Annotated in this window: 13 protein-coding genes and 3 pseudogenes; 2 read left to right on the forward strand and 14 right to left on the reverse strand. The window is 60.8% G+C overall.

The features are described from left to right. The 7 genes and pseudogenes from AC5RV1_RS20300 to AC5RV1_RS20330 form a co-directional block, all read right to left on the reverse strand. Positions 1-423: pseudogene (locus tag AC5RV1_RS20300) on the reverse strand (chromosome partitioning protein ParA); the annotation flags it as partial. A gap of 40 nt (positions 424-463) precedes the next feature. Further along, a complete protein-coding gene (locus AC5RV1_RS20305; RefSeq protein WP_493995798.1) occupies positions 464-973 on the reverse strand; it encodes a hypothetical protein in 510 nt (169 codons plus the stop codon). Beyond that, complete coding sequence (locus AC5RV1_RS20310; protein WP_493995809.1) at positions 970-2,001, reverse strand: CHAP domain-containing protein; 1,032 nt, start codon at positions 1,999-2,001, stop codon at positions 970-972. The genes AC5RV1_RS20305 and AC5RV1_RS20310 overlap by 4 nt, the downstream gene beginning before the upstream one ends. A 767-nt stretch (positions 2,002-2,768) precedes the next feature. Continuing rightward, positions 2,769-3,200, reverse strand: a complete 432-nt coding sequence (locus AC5RV1_RS20315) for a hypothetical protein (RefSeq protein ID WP_493995799.1) — start codon at positions 3,198-3,200, stop codon at positions 2,769-2,771. Beyond that, positions 3,197-3,784, reverse strand: a complete 588-nt coding sequence (locus AC5RV1_RS20320; protein ID WP_493995810.1) for a hypothetical protein — start codon at positions 3,782-3,784, stop codon at positions 3,197-3,199. The genes AC5RV1_RS20315 and AC5RV1_RS20320 overlap by 4 nt, the downstream gene beginning before the upstream one ends. Beyond that, entirely contained in the window at positions 3,738-4,730 is a 993-nt protein-coding gene (locus AC5RV1_RS20325; RefSeq protein ID WP_493995800.1) for a hypothetical protein, read from the reverse strand. The genes AC5RV1_RS20320 and AC5RV1_RS20325 overlap by 47 nt, the downstream gene beginning before the upstream one ends. Continuing rightward, entirely contained in the window at positions 4,727-5,218 is a 492-nt protein-coding gene (locus tag AC5RV1_RS20330; protein WP_493995801.1) for an ImmA/IrrE family metallo-endopeptidase, read from the reverse strand. Before AC5RV1_RS20330 ends, AC5RV1_RS20325 begins: the two co-directional genes overlap by 4 nt. A 406-nt stretch (positions 5,219-5,624) precedes the next feature. Between AC5RV1_RS20330 and AC5RV1_RS20335 the strand changes: the two genes are divergently transcribed. Beyond that, positions 5,625-5,861, forward strand: coding sequence for a hypothetical protein (locus AC5RV1_RS20335; RefSeq protein WP_493995802.1), 237 nt, complete (start codon positions 5,625-5,627; stop codon positions 5,859-5,861). Between the two features lie 204 nt (positions 5,862-6,065). Then, positions 6,066-7,907: a MarR family transcriptional regulator gene (locus AC5RV1_RS20340; RefSeq protein ID WP_493995803.1), complete on the forward strand. Its 1,842-nt coding sequence runs from the start codon at positions 6,066-6,068 to the stop codon at positions 7,905-7,907. Positions 7,908-8,095: 188 nt separating this feature from the next. Here the strand turns inward: AC5RV1_RS20340 and AC5RV1_RS20345 are convergent, their stop codons facing one another. The 7 genes and pseudogenes from AC5RV1_RS20345 to AC5RV1_RS20375 form a co-directional block, all read right to left on the reverse strand. Beyond that, the gene (locus AC5RV1_RS20345) at positions 8,096-8,848 is read right to left on the reverse strand and encodes a hypothetical protein (protein ID WP_493995804.1); all 753 of its coding nucleotides are present in this window, start codon (positions 8,846-8,848) and stop codon (positions 8,096-8,098) included. Continuing rightward, complete coding sequence (locus AC5RV1_RS20350; RefSeq protein ID WP_493995805.1) at positions 8,845-9,786, reverse strand: ParA family protein; 942 nt, start codon at positions 9,784-9,786, stop codon at positions 8,845-8,847. Before AC5RV1_RS20350 ends, AC5RV1_RS20345 begins: the two co-directional genes overlap by 4 nt. A 730-nt stretch (positions 9,787-10,516) precedes the next feature. Further along, positions 10,517-10,639, reverse strand: a pseudogene (locus AC5RV1_RS20355) (NAD(P)H-dependent oxidoreductase); the annotation flags it as partial. Between the two features lie 369 nt (positions 10,640-11,008). Then, entirely contained in the window at positions 11,009-11,704 is a 696-nt protein-coding gene (locus AC5RV1_RS20360) for a potassium channel family protein (RefSeq protein ID WP_493995806.1), read from the reverse strand. Beyond that, a pseudogene (locus tag AC5RV1_RS20365) lies at positions 11,697-12,254 on the reverse strand (potassium transporter TrkG); the annotation flags it as partial. The gene AC5RV1_RS20360 and the pseudogene AC5RV1_RS20365, both read right to left, overlap by 8 nt. Positions 12,255-12,398: 144 nt before the next feature. Next, a complete protein-coding gene (locus AC5RV1_RS20370) occupies positions 12,399-12,800 on the reverse strand; it encodes a response regulator transcription factor (RefSeq protein WP_493995807.1) in 402 nt (133 codons plus the stop codon). A gap of 130 nt (positions 12,801-12,930) precedes the next feature. After that, the coding region (locus tag AC5RV1_RS20375) for a hypothetical protein (RefSeq protein WP_493995808.1) at positions 12,931-13,586 on the reverse strand (656 nt) is incomplete at its 5' end.

Here is a 13,586-nt window from a genome sequence, read left to right on the forward strand (position 1 = left end):
CTGGCGGTCCACCGCGGCGACGGCGGCAGCCGTAGGTTCTGCCGGCGCCGCAGCGGGCTCAGGCGAAGGGGCCGGGACGGTATCAATGACGGTGGGAGCTGGCGTACGGGGCGTGGGTCCCGGTGCTTCTATCCGGCGGCGGGCGGGGCGTGCCTCGTAGGAGACGGATTCGATCTTGTTATCCGGGTGCACGATTAGTTCACCGTGCCCTTCGGGGTCCTCGATTTGGACCCTGACGGGACGGTTCAGCGTCTGCGCCTCGCCCACGACGAGGGCCAGGGCGTTGTTGCGAAGATCCTGCAGGGACTCCCCGGGAGGGACGATGCGGGAGTTTCCCGCGACGACGACCTCAGCGGTTCCGTTGTCACGGACGATTGCCCTGATGTTGGGAAAGGCCAGGACCTCGGTTGATGTGGTGCTCATGGGCTTCTTCCTTACGTGTGTGAGTGGAGAGTTCCGGCGCTTAGGACGAGGGGGGCGTGAAGCGGTTGACCTTCCACGGGGCTTCCTTGCCCGTGCGGAGCAGCTGCACCGTGTAGGTCCCGGCATCGGTCGGTACCGCTGCCATGACTCCGTAGCCGTTGGCTTCATCGACACTCAACGTGGCCGGGCCGGTGACGCGGCTGGCGGGAATGTTGGCCGGGTCCACCGCCGAGTAATCGGCAGTCGCCTGTTGCGTCAGCCAGCGGGCAAGATCATTGGCCCACTGCTTTTCCTCCACACCGGGGCGGGCAAAGCCCGCCATGGCCTTTTCAGCGACGTCCACGGCCGCGTCCTTGCTGGCCTGATCCCAGGTGATGCCGATCGTGGCCGGGACCGTGCCCCCGGGAGCCTGCGGGCCGCTGCTGGCGCTCAATGAAACGGGCGCGGAAGGCGTGGCGGTCGATTCTGCCGGTGCAGGCGTGGTGTTCGCTGCCGGTGCACACGCGGCGCAGAGCAGGGCTACTGCGATGAGGGCCAGGTGCTTCTTCATTTCTTCTCCTCTTGGGTGGGCAGGTACAGGAACGCTGAAGGGACATTGCTGCTGACGGTCCGGGTGTAGTAGTTGTGGTCATCCGGGGGCGGGTTGCCGTTGTAGCCCTCTTCGACGTAGGTCCCGTCGTCCTTGACTTCCTTGACCACGGCGACGTGCCCGTAGGTCGGGTCCGCTCCCCCGGCACCGGGCGCGTACCAGACGACCGCGCCGACCCGTGGGACGGAACCGGTGGACCAGCCTTTGGCGTCCCAGCCGGCCTTCCACGTCAGGGCCGAGCCAAGGCCCTGCCCGTCCGGGCGGAAGGTGCCGTTGAGGAACTTGAACGGCTCACCGGTGGACCCCATCTGCTGGTTCACCCGCCACAGGGCGAAGTCCACACACTCGCGGTAGAACATGCCCAGCGGCGATGCGGCGGCAGCTCCGGCACCGACCTGCATCCAGGTAGGAGAGTCTTTCCAGGGGTAGTCATCCCCGGCACCGGACTTCCCCGGAATGGCGCAGTCGCTGCCTTCCAGGGAGAACTTCCCGTCCGAGAGTGCCTGGACGAGCTTGACGGCCTCGGGCCAGTACTTCTGGTAGTGGTACGGGTCGGCGTTGCGCTGGACCTTGTTCCCGGCAAGGGTCGGTTCTAGCAGCTCCCAGCCCTCGACCTTCTGCAGGGCCTTGATGAAGTTCGTGGCGCTGATGGTCGGGTCCATCCGGTCCGTGTAGGAGCCCCACGCGCCATTGTCGCGCTGCTGGAACAGCCCGCGGGAGTCAGGACCCGGTCCGTCGCCGTAATCCAATACCCGCAGGCCCGACTCCCCCAGGGACACCATGACGCTGATCATCTGGCCCTTCACGGACAGGTCCAGAGCCTTACCGGCGCCCATGATCGCCGCGGCGTTCTTCAACTGCTCCTCGGTGTAGCCCTCGACCTTTGTGTCGGAGCCGATGACGACAGACACGGCTGGGCCGCAGACGGCCGTAGCGGGCTTCGCGGGAGCCAGCAAGAGCAATAGGGAAAAGATCAGACTGAGGAAGATGGCCGGAACCGTGACCGTCGCAGCTACAGGAAGAAGCGCCGACTGTCTCACAGCTTGCCGCTCGACTGAAACTCGTGCAACTGGTTTTTCACCTAGACACTCCCCCCGTCTCCACGCTGCCCAGAAGTTTGCCGCTCGAAGAGCTTAGTAATTAAAGTAGCGAGTTCGATACTTAATATATTGACCTAGCGCAAAAGATTCGTAAACAAAAGGAAGATTCGGCACAATGGATTTCATGCCTAAGACCGTGCGACCAGTGGATCCCGCCTGGACGGACGACTTGGACGCTGCGGCGACCGCCTTCGGAACGCCTGTTCGTATGCAGATTATTAGGCACCTGCGGGTGGCCGGACCGTCAATGCGCTATCAGTTGGAGCAGGCGACGGGAGTTAAGCACGCGGTCTTGGTTCAGAGCCTCAATAAGCTCGAGGGGACTGGGGTCGTAACCGTTAATCTGCCGCCCGAAGAGCGCTCCACTCGCGCATTGACCTACACCTTGGATCGGGAAAGGGCCGATTATCTCCTCGGCCTTGTGGCTGCATATTTGCGAGCACACGGGAGCTGACGTCCGCCTGCCCCCCAAAGCCAGGCGGACGTCGCTCGCCACTGACACGTCTGCGCGATGGGAATCATTGTTCTGCATTGGCAGTTGCATTATCCGTCCATTGGCTGATCCTCAGGCGTGTGTCACGCATGTGTGAGTACAGCTTAGACGATAGCAGTGAGACCAATCTTGTCCAACTTTCGGGCGTCGCCTGCAACGGCAGCTAAACGCCGTCATCCAGTATCTTGGCTATCGCCTTCAGCGCTTCAGGATCCACGGGACCTAGCGCCCTGGCTGCGAAGTTTCGGACCTCAGCTCGCCTCATGCTACGAATGAGCTCAAGCTCTGCCTCGACACGCTCCGGAAGCTTGCCGCCCTCCTGAAGGAGATAGTCAGGATCGACGTCGAAGACCGCGGCTATGGCTCGTAGTGCTTCATCCGGAACTACTTGTTCCTTGCCCGCCTTAAGCAAGGACCATCTCGTCCGTGAAAGGTAGTAGCCGGCCTTCTGTGCCCCATCCCGGATGGCCGGATAGTCAAAGGGCTTACCCGTATCGGAGACGATCACGTCCAGCAGGAGATTAATCTTCCTTGCCAGCGTTTCTGCGCGCCGGATCCCAGCCGCCCTTTGCGGCGGAAGATCAAAATCGCTCAAGTGATCCAGCTCCAAGTATTAGCTCCGACGAAACAGCCGTAGGTGGCGAGTCCGATAAATGCGCCGACCAGAGCTTCGCCCCATGTGTGCTCTCGAAGGACGGTCCGACTCAACAGCATCATCGGTGATAGTACCAATAGCCAGGAGAAACCAGAGCCGAAAACTTGGATCACCCAAAGAACTGCAAACGTAAGCACCGAAACGTGTGCCGAGGCGTTCATCCATCTGCGCGCAAATGCCAGAACAGCGTTGCCCACCACAAGCCCTGCCACTGTTGCCGGAACCGGAGACGTGACATTGAGCAGGGAGCAGACAATGACTCCCGTGAGAGTAAGGAACGTTACGACCGGCGTCCGCAGGTTTGATGACAGGCCAAGAGTCCCAGCCAGAAGCGAAAACTTCTTGTATGTGAGGCCAGGAATCACAACGACGCCAATAGCAAGGATTGATACGCCCACGACGCCTAGTCCGGCCTTCGCACCGGCAAGGATGATGACAAGAAAAAGGACGCCGCTCGGTGTAAACGCCCTTGAGAAGCTAGCCGCCAGTACGGGCAGGGGGGCCAATCGAACCTGGTTCTGCAAGTGATGCCTCAATATCATCAAGTAATTTACTTTCCCCCGGGGATAGAAGTTCTGGATGTTCCATGCGGATGTCGTCGACAAAGATGACCCAGCGGTAGAGCTGTGATCTAGAGGAACGCTGCGTCAGGGTTAGCTCAGCGGCCTGACCTGCCCGCTGCCCCGCTTCGGTGGCGAGAAGCCTATCCACTATCGGTTGAAGCCTCGCTAGCGCGGTGCGCCGCCGTACAAGGTCGCCAATCTGTTGGCGGCTACGGTGGTAGGCAGGAAGAGCGAAACCAATCGCGAATCCGACCAGTGTCAGCGCAATCAGCGCTCTATAGCTTACATAGGCGATCTCCGAATCAGTTTCTGCACCCGTCGCTTCCTGGATCACCAGTAGTAGCTTGGTCACCACCGCAACAACTCCTGTGAAGCAGGACACGGCTATGATGTCGAAACCGATGCGGAAAGATGGTCTTTCGCCTGTCCGATCTCGGCGTGCGCATTCGAGCCCTGTGTAGGCGGTAATTAGCCCTATCCAGGCGAAAAACAAGCCCTGATACCAAGCTATGGCGGGAATGCCGGCAAAGACGTCAGTGAAGTTAGTGGCCGACTGGGGCGTTTCAGTTGTAAGCAGCAATACCCCTTGGGCGACCATCAGGGCTATGCCCGTGGCGACCAAGAAACGCCAACGGGCGCTGGAAGCTCCAGTGGCAACGACTATGAGCCTGCTTAGTTCCGTCATTCCGAGGCCCAAGACGATATGGACAACTAAGTTCAAAACGTTCCTGTTACCGATCCAAGAATCAACGAAGACATAGAGCGGATCTATGTTCAAAGTAGTGCCGATCGCAACAAGAACCATGGCTGCGAGGATGCCCGGCTTCCACCCATATCGAAGTCCAATGACCCGAACCAGCACCACAGCCCAAAGGATGAGAGCTGGCAATATCTGGAGCAATTTCACGCAAAGACCTTTTCGAAGTCGCTGACTGGAGCAGCTTTCCCGTCAAGCACAAAACTGGAGAGCAGATAGGCCACTTGTTCAGCAGCGATCTCAAGGTCGTTCCATTGAGGCGACCGAGCAAGCATTCGTTTGATCCCTTTCTGCTGGCCGATGTGGTTGAAGACCGACGGCATGGATGCGGCAAGTCCGTCACAGCCACGGTGGCGTAGAAGGATGTGGCCGAGCTCATGACAGATAACATGCATGCGATGCAGATGCGAGTGACTCTGAGGAACAAGGATGTGAGATTTCCCTTCGGTCTCGAGCCAAAGGCCAGACAAGCCTGTAATCGTGCTCTTCGGAACCTGCCGCACGATTATTGGTTTGCCATGAGCTACTTCTACAACCTTCAGAAGGTCGTCGAACGATACTCGGCCTGGTAGCCCGAGCCGTTCTACAGCTTCTTGCGGGACGTCCGAGGACTTAGCCCCATCAAAGCTAGTTCGCATCACATCTCCAGAAAAGCACTTCAACACACATGTTTCACGCATGTGTGAGTAAACTATTATCGTTCAGCCGGTCGGCCTCATTCGGGCCTTCACGAGCACCCACATATATCAGCAATCGCCGAAGGGCGCTTGTCACGAGGGAGGCAACATGGTCGAGACTTACCTTCACGCTGGCCTTGGTGTACAGGGGGGTCGTCAGTAAGGACTTGTCAGGAAGATGAAGCCCACCTTCCAAGTCACAAACACGACACGCTCCCGTTTTCTGAAAACAAATCCCCGGAGGTGCAAATGCTCGGTGATAGCTTCAGAGCAGTCGCGATGATGAGTAACTCAGTCCGAGCGGCACGCAATACAACAATGAAGCTGTAACCGCTCCGGCGGGTACAAAATTCAAAGGACACGGCACATGACGGCAGTAGCAGTAAATCGGGGCGGCGGGCGCCCCAGTAAAGGCCTGCGTAAGTTCATTGGGTTTCGCTCACCGGAACCTACGGCTGAGGGCATCGCCAAGGTGGCCGCCCACAAGGGCCTAACTGTGACTGAATACCTTCTGTCCGTTGTAGAGCCGCAACTAAAAGAGGACCTGGCCGCACTAGACCGGGATGACTACCAGCAGGAGCTGCCCATCCGCATCGCCTCATAACCAAAAAGAAGGCCCGCACTAAGGCGGGCCTTCGAAGCTTGAGACTTACCCTCTGGATTGCTTGCCGGCGGATCAGATTGTAAGTCGTGGAGAGCCTAACCAGGCCATCCTTTGTGTTGCTATGAAACCGATCTGGCAGGATCGGCCCTTTTTCGTACCTCAATCCCCGAAAGGATTACCCACATCGTACATCAGCACGTCTCCGTGCTTCCAGCACACCCCTCTACGGGCGTGTCCAGGCAGCCAGACGACCCAGCCACTGTTTGGGCAGCCCTAGCACCACTGCTTGCCGGCCAGCCGCGCGTACGCCTATCGCGTGATGCTGGAAAAACGTACCCACAGAAGCACGAACGGAACCTTACGGCAGCGCTTCCTCCCGTACCGGCTGCCGTACGTATCTTCGGTAAAGACGGTACATGCGCAGCCATTTTTCTCGACTTCGACTCCTCCGTAGCAGGTAGGGACTGGGTCCAAGCGGACGTCCGCGCCGTTCAGACCTGGCTGCACTCAGTCGGGGCCCGCTGGATTGAGGACTTCTCACCGAACGGCGGCCGCCACGTCTACGTCCCTCTGGCGCGACGGGTGACCTTCTCTGAAGCGCGTGATCTTGTCGAGGCGCTTGGCACCCGGTACCGGAGCCTGGACAAGACCCCGCACCAGAACCTGCTTCACGGCTGCATGCGAACTCCCGGGTCACCGCACAAGCGCGGCGGCCACCAGGAACTGGCGATGAGCCTGTCCATGGCCTACGACATCGCCCGCCGGCCCAATAACGCCGCCGTGTGGGCAGCCATGACCAACGATCTGGCCGCCGAGATCAAGGCCGTCAGGGCACTACGGCTGGAGGAGACTTTCACTCCGGCAACCTCCTGTGTACCCATGGTTGAGCAGCCGGTGGGGCGCATGTCCCGGGCCATGCAGGTGCTCGCCCAGACCGGCATGTACGACACCACCCGGTACGCCTCTGACTCCGAGGCCCGCCAGGCAGTCATCCTCAGTGCCGCGGCCGCCGGCTTGGAGCTGGTGGATGTGGAGCGCCGGATGCTGCAAGGAACCTGGCCTGGACTGGCCTCCTTCTACGCCCGCTATGCAGCCCGCCACCGCTTCCCGTCACTGCGCCGCGACTGGATGAGCGCCCTCAGCTACTTGAGCAAAAAGACGGCCCAACCCGACCGGAATGACAATGTCCGCAGATCCCCCACAAGCCATCCAAATACACAGGCGGGAGAAGTAAAGGGAATCCACCCAATCTCAAATCCCGATGCAGAGCATCGGTTTATTCGGACCTGGCGAAACGCCTTGCGCATTAGGGAGGTGAACTACCAGCAATCTAGGACTGGAATGGCGCGCCGGATGGTTCTTAGGGCATTAGGGGAGGCAGCCCACATGACGGCGTCTCGGTTCATTGAATTCGGCGTGCGGTCCATTGCCGTGGCCACGGGTCTCGATCACACCACTGTTGGCCTGCACTTGAGGCAGCTGCGTGCGGAGAAGGACCCCCTGGTCACCCTCGTTGAAGAAGCTAGGGGAACCAAAGGTGATCTCTATATGCTGGCGATCCCCGAAGAGCTGAAAAGTGTTGCTGAGGATGCTACCTGGCAGAAAGGGAAAATTCACGCACTGCGACCTGTCTTCCGGGAACTGGGGCTGCCGGCCGCGTTCGTCTACGAAGCGCTGGAGCACTCCCCCGGGATGCCGACCGCCGAGATTGTGCGGATCACCCGGCTGTCTCGTTCCGCCGTCCACGAAGCCCTGGAAGTCCTCGCCGCCTGGAACCTAGTTGTCCGCAGTCCCAGCCGGGCTTGGTCAGTCGTGGCCGGGACATCACTGAGACAGCTCGCCGAACAATTCGGGGTCCTTGAGGCGGTTGCCCTCCAGTTACAGCGCTACCGCAACGATCGGATCATTTGGCGGGAATGGCTCGCCAGGAACGTCAATACCGTCCCGGAGCTGCTGTCCCCCGACGAAGATTATCCTTGGGAGATGTTCGAGGGGCCACCCGATGAATGGTCACTGTCCGACATGGCCTTCAACAGAACCGGATGAGGGTCAGCGCCAAAGGCCTGTCAGTTGTGAGCCCATTATCCCGGCTTGTACATCTTGACGGCTGGATGCGGCCAGCCGCCGCGTCCACTCCCACCAATGTAATGTTCGTACTCTCTGTTCTCATGCCATAAGTTATGCCATAAGCACTACGGGAAGGCATGCCATGCTTGTCACAAGGAGGTCCAGCATCACTCCCCCGCAGTCTGTCCCGCTTGGATGTGAAGCTTGAAGACTGCCGAGACGAGCGCGCTGCGTGACGGCGCGTCGAACTCGGTGACCTTTTCATCCAGCCAGGCAACCTGCAGCCCGTCGAGGCGCAGCTGGATCTGAATGCCAGCCTCTCCCCGTTTCCGCGGTGCGCGGCGGGGCATGCCGGAGCTGGTCAGCGTGGTCTCGGGAATGAACTCCTTGGTGATCTGCTTGTCGTCGACGGCTTCGAAGGCGTCAATCAACAGGTCCGCGTACGTGGTCCGCTCCTGATAGACGGCATCCTTGACCTGGGCCAGGAGCGTCGGCGGCAGGTATACCCCAACGTTGCGCAGCGCCCCGGGAACCAGCTCGGAGGCTTTGGTCGTGTTAGCTGCCTTCTTGGAAGCAGGCTGCTGCCGCGTAGTGGCCTTTGGGGCCTTAACGGATGTAGGCGTGGGCTCCTCCTGCTCCCCTGCCGTCTCAAGAGGCGCCTCCTCAACAGGTGCTTGCTCAGTGGGGTGCTTATCTGCCTGCGGCTGCTCAGTAGGTGCCTGCGTGTCAGCGGGCCCGGGTGCTGCTGCCGGCAGCACCCGGACAAGTTCCCGGGCCGATGCCTCCACGGACTCCCCGGTTTCGGGTTCCGGTGCAGGGGCACCCCTCCCCCGCTTCGGAGCCAGCAACCCTTGCAGTGCTGCACCGCGGGCAGGCGCTACAGGCGCGAACGCTCCGGCAAGGCTCTGTCGGCCGCTCATGCGTGGTTCCCGCTTTCGATCTCGTTCAGTCGCGCGAGGATCTCACCGGTCAGCTGCTCGTACTCTTCAGCCAGTCCCCCGGCATTGCGCGAGAAGAATCCGTCCACCGGCTTCTCCCCCGCCCGGAGCGCCTTCAGGCGGTTTTTCTGACCGTCGGTAACGGCACCTTCAAGTTCGTGGAAGAGCAGGCCCTTACGGCGGGCGTCGGCGCTTGCGCTCTCCAGGTTCCTAATGCGGGTTTCGAAGACCGGGGCGACGGTGCCAAGCATCTCTTCCAAGGTGTCTCGGACGCTGCGTTCCAAGCGCAAAGAGCGCGGTCCGACACCGAACAGGACGATGCCCGCCAACTGCAGGGACGGGTTTCGGCCACGTACCGCCATGAAGCGGCGTGCAATGCGTTCGACACCGTCGATGCTCGCATCATCTGAGCGGGTAGGAATGACGACGGCGCTGGAGATCGCGAAGGCGCCTTCTACGAGGATCCGCTCCCCCGGCGGGGTGTCGATCAGGATCAAGTCGTAATCGTCGGCCAGCGGGGCTAGGACCGCGTAGAGCATGTCGCCGAAGTCACCGGCGTCGGAGCGGCTGGAGCGGGACACCATGAGGCCCTGGATGTCTTCGAGGTCCTGGCCGCCGGGGATGACGTCAAGGTTTTCCCGCACGTCGCGCAGGATCATCGGCGTCGTGCCGGCAATGAGGGCCTGGAAGAATTCCCTGCCCGTCTGCCGCTCGTATCCTAGGTCGCGGGCCAGGTCGCCCTGCGGGTCAAGGTCGATCAGCAGTACGCGGGAGCCGGCCAGCGCTACGTACCCGCCAACGTTGGCTGCAGTGGTCGTCTTGCCGACTCCGCCCTTGCCGTTCGCTAGAGAGACGACACGGTCAATGGCCCGTGTTGCTTGGGGTTTCGGGGGTACGGGGGTTTGCAGTGATCGTGCCATCGGTCGGCGACTCTCCTACTTGCTGGGTTGCATGTTGTCCTGCTGTCAACGCTATGTGCACTCCTTTGAGAATGTTGGTAGTGACACGCATAAGAGGGACAACAGTGCATAGAGCAGGGCCACGAACGGTATGCCACGTTACCGATATGGCGGGGAGTCATGCCCGTTCGCCTACCCGGCTTCAAGCGTGGAGTCCCATTGGTATCTGAATGGGTCCTCATGCCGCATACCGTGTCATGCTTCAAATGCGGTTTCCTATTAGCTAGCTCGTGTGTTTTCCGGTAGTCCTGCCTGCATGAGTACCTGCTTGCTGTCGTCTAGGAAGTCAAGCGTCGTCGCTAATTGAGTCATATATTGAATAGATGGCTTACATTTAGGCGTTGCCCGTCATGGGTCGTAGGGCCGGAGCTCTAACCTTTCTGCTCACAAGCCTTTCGACTGGCCGTCCAACAGGAGATATGGCATCAGTTATGGCATGAGCAATTGTTGGTCGGAAAATGGTCTTAATAACCTGTGGCAAAAAAGGAAATATGGTTGCGCCTAGGGCCTGCAACCATGCTAACCGGGACCCTCGCGCAGAGGCCGCGATCGCCCGGGCGAATTAACACAGTCGTGCGGTTAACCGATGACACGCCAGCATCATCACCGGCGATGGGCACCAAATGTATTGTCACGTCCCCGAGCTTGCGTCTCATGCCACTCTCGGCGGCTATCTCGAACGCTCAACCATTCACGAACACGCGGTCGATTCAACCTTGAGTAACGCGGGCATCGACCACCCATAGACGGGGAACACCAGCACGAGATGCGCGGCCCCGTCGATCCTTAGCTGCTCAGCGGCAACATCGTGGGCAAAATCGCCCCCAACCCTGTACGTGTGCCGGTCAGCGAGAGTGAACCTCGGATCGAACCCTCTGCTGCCAAATCAGCAAACTCCACGGGCCCGGGTTTCAACGCCTGCTCGAGCCGACGGGCGATGTCATGAGTCAGCGAATTGGAATTAGGGTGAGCAGTAACAATGAGTGTCTTCACACTCAATCATGACCACAACTCCCACTTCACTGGCGCCAACATCCCGGGCGTCACGAGCCCACGGCCTTGGGGAACCGTCCCGACAAGGGATCCTTGATAGGACGGAGACATAGTGGCGCGAACCCTTGACCGGGCTGTTCGGTTGTTGCGACACTCTTGCCTCGACACGGAGCAGGGTGGGGCGGCTTGTTCAGGGGAGGGGGCTGAATTTTTCGGCGTCGGTTTTGCTGCCTTGGACGATGATTTGGTCATCGTTGTAGAGGACGGTTTGGGCTGTGGTGTGGCCCCAGGTTCCGCCTAGGCGTTTGAAGGCGACGATGGTGATGCTGTATTTGTCTCTGAGTCCGAGGATGCCCAGGGGCCGGTCCTGCGCGTCGGCCGGGGGAGTGGTGCGGACCATGACGAAGTCGTCTTCGAACTCGACGTAGTCAAGGATGCCGCCGCGGACCAGGTGCGCGACGCGTTTGCCCATGTCGTGTTCGGGGCGGATGACGTGGTTGACGCCGAGCTGGTCAAGGATTTCGGCGTGGGGTTCGGAGATAGCTTTGGCCCAGATCTGGGGGCCCTGAAATTTCAGGAGCCGGGAGGTGGTGAGGATGCTGGCCTCGATATCCGTCCCGATGCCAACGACGGCACGGTCGAACTCGTGGACCGAGAGCTGACGCAGGACTTCTTCCTGGGTGGAATCGGCCCTAACGACGCGGGTGAGGCGGCCGTTAAAGGACTGGACGATGCTCTCGTCCGCGTCGATCCCGAGGACTTCAGTGCCCTGGGCTTCAAGTTCAAGGGCCAGTGAGCCGCCGAAACGGCCTAGGCCGATGACGGCGACTGAGTCTGCCTTGGCGATCCGTTCGGGGGCGCGTGAAAAAATGATTTTCCTAGCCAATGAGGGGCCTTTCCTTGGGGTATTCGAAGAGCACCGGGCGGGTGCGGACTGCGAGAGCCACACCGAGGGTGACCGGGCCGAGCCGCCCGATGAACATCAGCAGGATCAGCACGACCTGCCCGGCAGGGGGCATGCCCGCGGTAATGCCGGTGGACAAGCCGACGGTCGCGAACGCTGAGATGACTTCGAACAGGATCCTTTCCTGCCCGAAGTCGGTGATGAGCATCAGAAACATGGTCGAACCGACGATGAGGGCGAGGGCCAGCAGGACGACGGTGATGGCCTGGCGGTGGACTGCCCGGGAGAGGCGTTTGCCGAAAATGTTGACCGCGGTGTCACCGCGCAGTTCTGTGCTGAGGATGAAAAGCAGGACGGCGAACGTGGTGATCTTCAGGCCCCCGGCGGTGCCTGCGGGGCCGCCGCCGATGAGCATGAGGATGTCCATCCCCAGCCAGGAGACGGGGTGCATCTGGCCGATGTCGATACTGTTGAACCCTGCCGTGCGGGTGATGACGGACTGGAAAAAGCCGGCCAGAACACGGTCGGCCGGAAGGATGCCCGTTCACTGTACCGGGCAGGATGGTGCTACCCGACGATGGGGCGTTCTTCGGAGAGGCGGTAGAAGCCCCTCCCCTCACGCGAAAAGCAGCGCTGTCTCGTGTGGCTTCGGACGCGTCCGTCAGCGGTCGACACGTCAGGCCATGGAAGGCGTCTTGGCCAGTTGAGTGCGAGGCCGGCGCAGCATGGCTCTGATTCGGGCACGTAGTTCGTGGGGTCGAAACGGCTTGCCGAGGTAATCGTCGGCCCCGGACGCCAGGCCCATCAGCACGTCCTCTTCGGCGACCAAGCCCGTAATCATAATTAGGTAGGCGTTGCTGAAAGTACGAATCCTGCGTGCTGCTTCGAAACCATCGAAGCCAGGCAGATCAGCGTCCATAGTGATAATGACAGGACCATAGTCCCTGACTGCTTCGACGCCCTCGCTGCCGGAGGAAGCCTGATAAACAACGAAGCCCGATTGCTTGAGCACATCTGACAAACAGGCCCTGACCTCGTCATCGGCCTCAACAACGACCGCGCTGCCCCGACCGGTCATCCATTATTCCCTTCTTATTCCGGACAGCGGTCCGGTGGCGAACGTCTGCCGTTCGCCACCGGACCGTGATCCCAAGATCTCTTGAGCTGATTAACGGGGCATTCCTAATGCCCCCTTTTATGGCTGCTGGTTAGGCTGTGCGGCGCTTGCGCAGAAGCAGCAGGCCAGCGATGAGGAGGAGCAGAGCGAACGGAACCAGCGAAGCGTCAAGACCTGTTTTGGCCAGGACTCCTGCGCCCTGGGTCTGGGCCTTGCCGGTTGAAGCAGCAGCCACAGCGCTGCCGGACGTCGTGACGCCAGCGGTGCTGATCGAAGCGGAACCGGCGTTCGCCAGGCCCGTGCTGGCGCTGGTGGCCGTGGAGGTGCCATTGCCCGAAGTGGTGCCAGTGCCAGAGCCGGTGCCTGGGGTAACAGTTCCCGTGCCTCCGCCAGTGCCGGTACCCGGGGTGACCGTCCCCGTGCCGGTGCCCGGGTCTACAGTTCCCGTACCGCCCGTTTCGCCACCGGGGACCTCAGTTCCGGGAGTGCCAGTTCCGGGAGTCTCCGTACCGGTTCCCGGGTTTCCGATGCCAACGCCGATACCCAAATCAACGTCTACTTCCACTCCACCGGTGGTGGGGATGGTGGTGCCGGTGCCGTTGGTGCCGCCCAGGCCGAGGCCGAGGTCTACGTCGGCTACGACGTCGGTGGTGGGGATGGTGGTGCCGGTGCCGTTGGTGCCGCCGAGGCCGAGGCCGAGGTCTACGTCGGCTACGACATTGGCGGTCGGGACGAGGGTTCCGGCGC

Source organism: Arthrobacter sp. Hb9-2 (assembly GCF_059091165.1).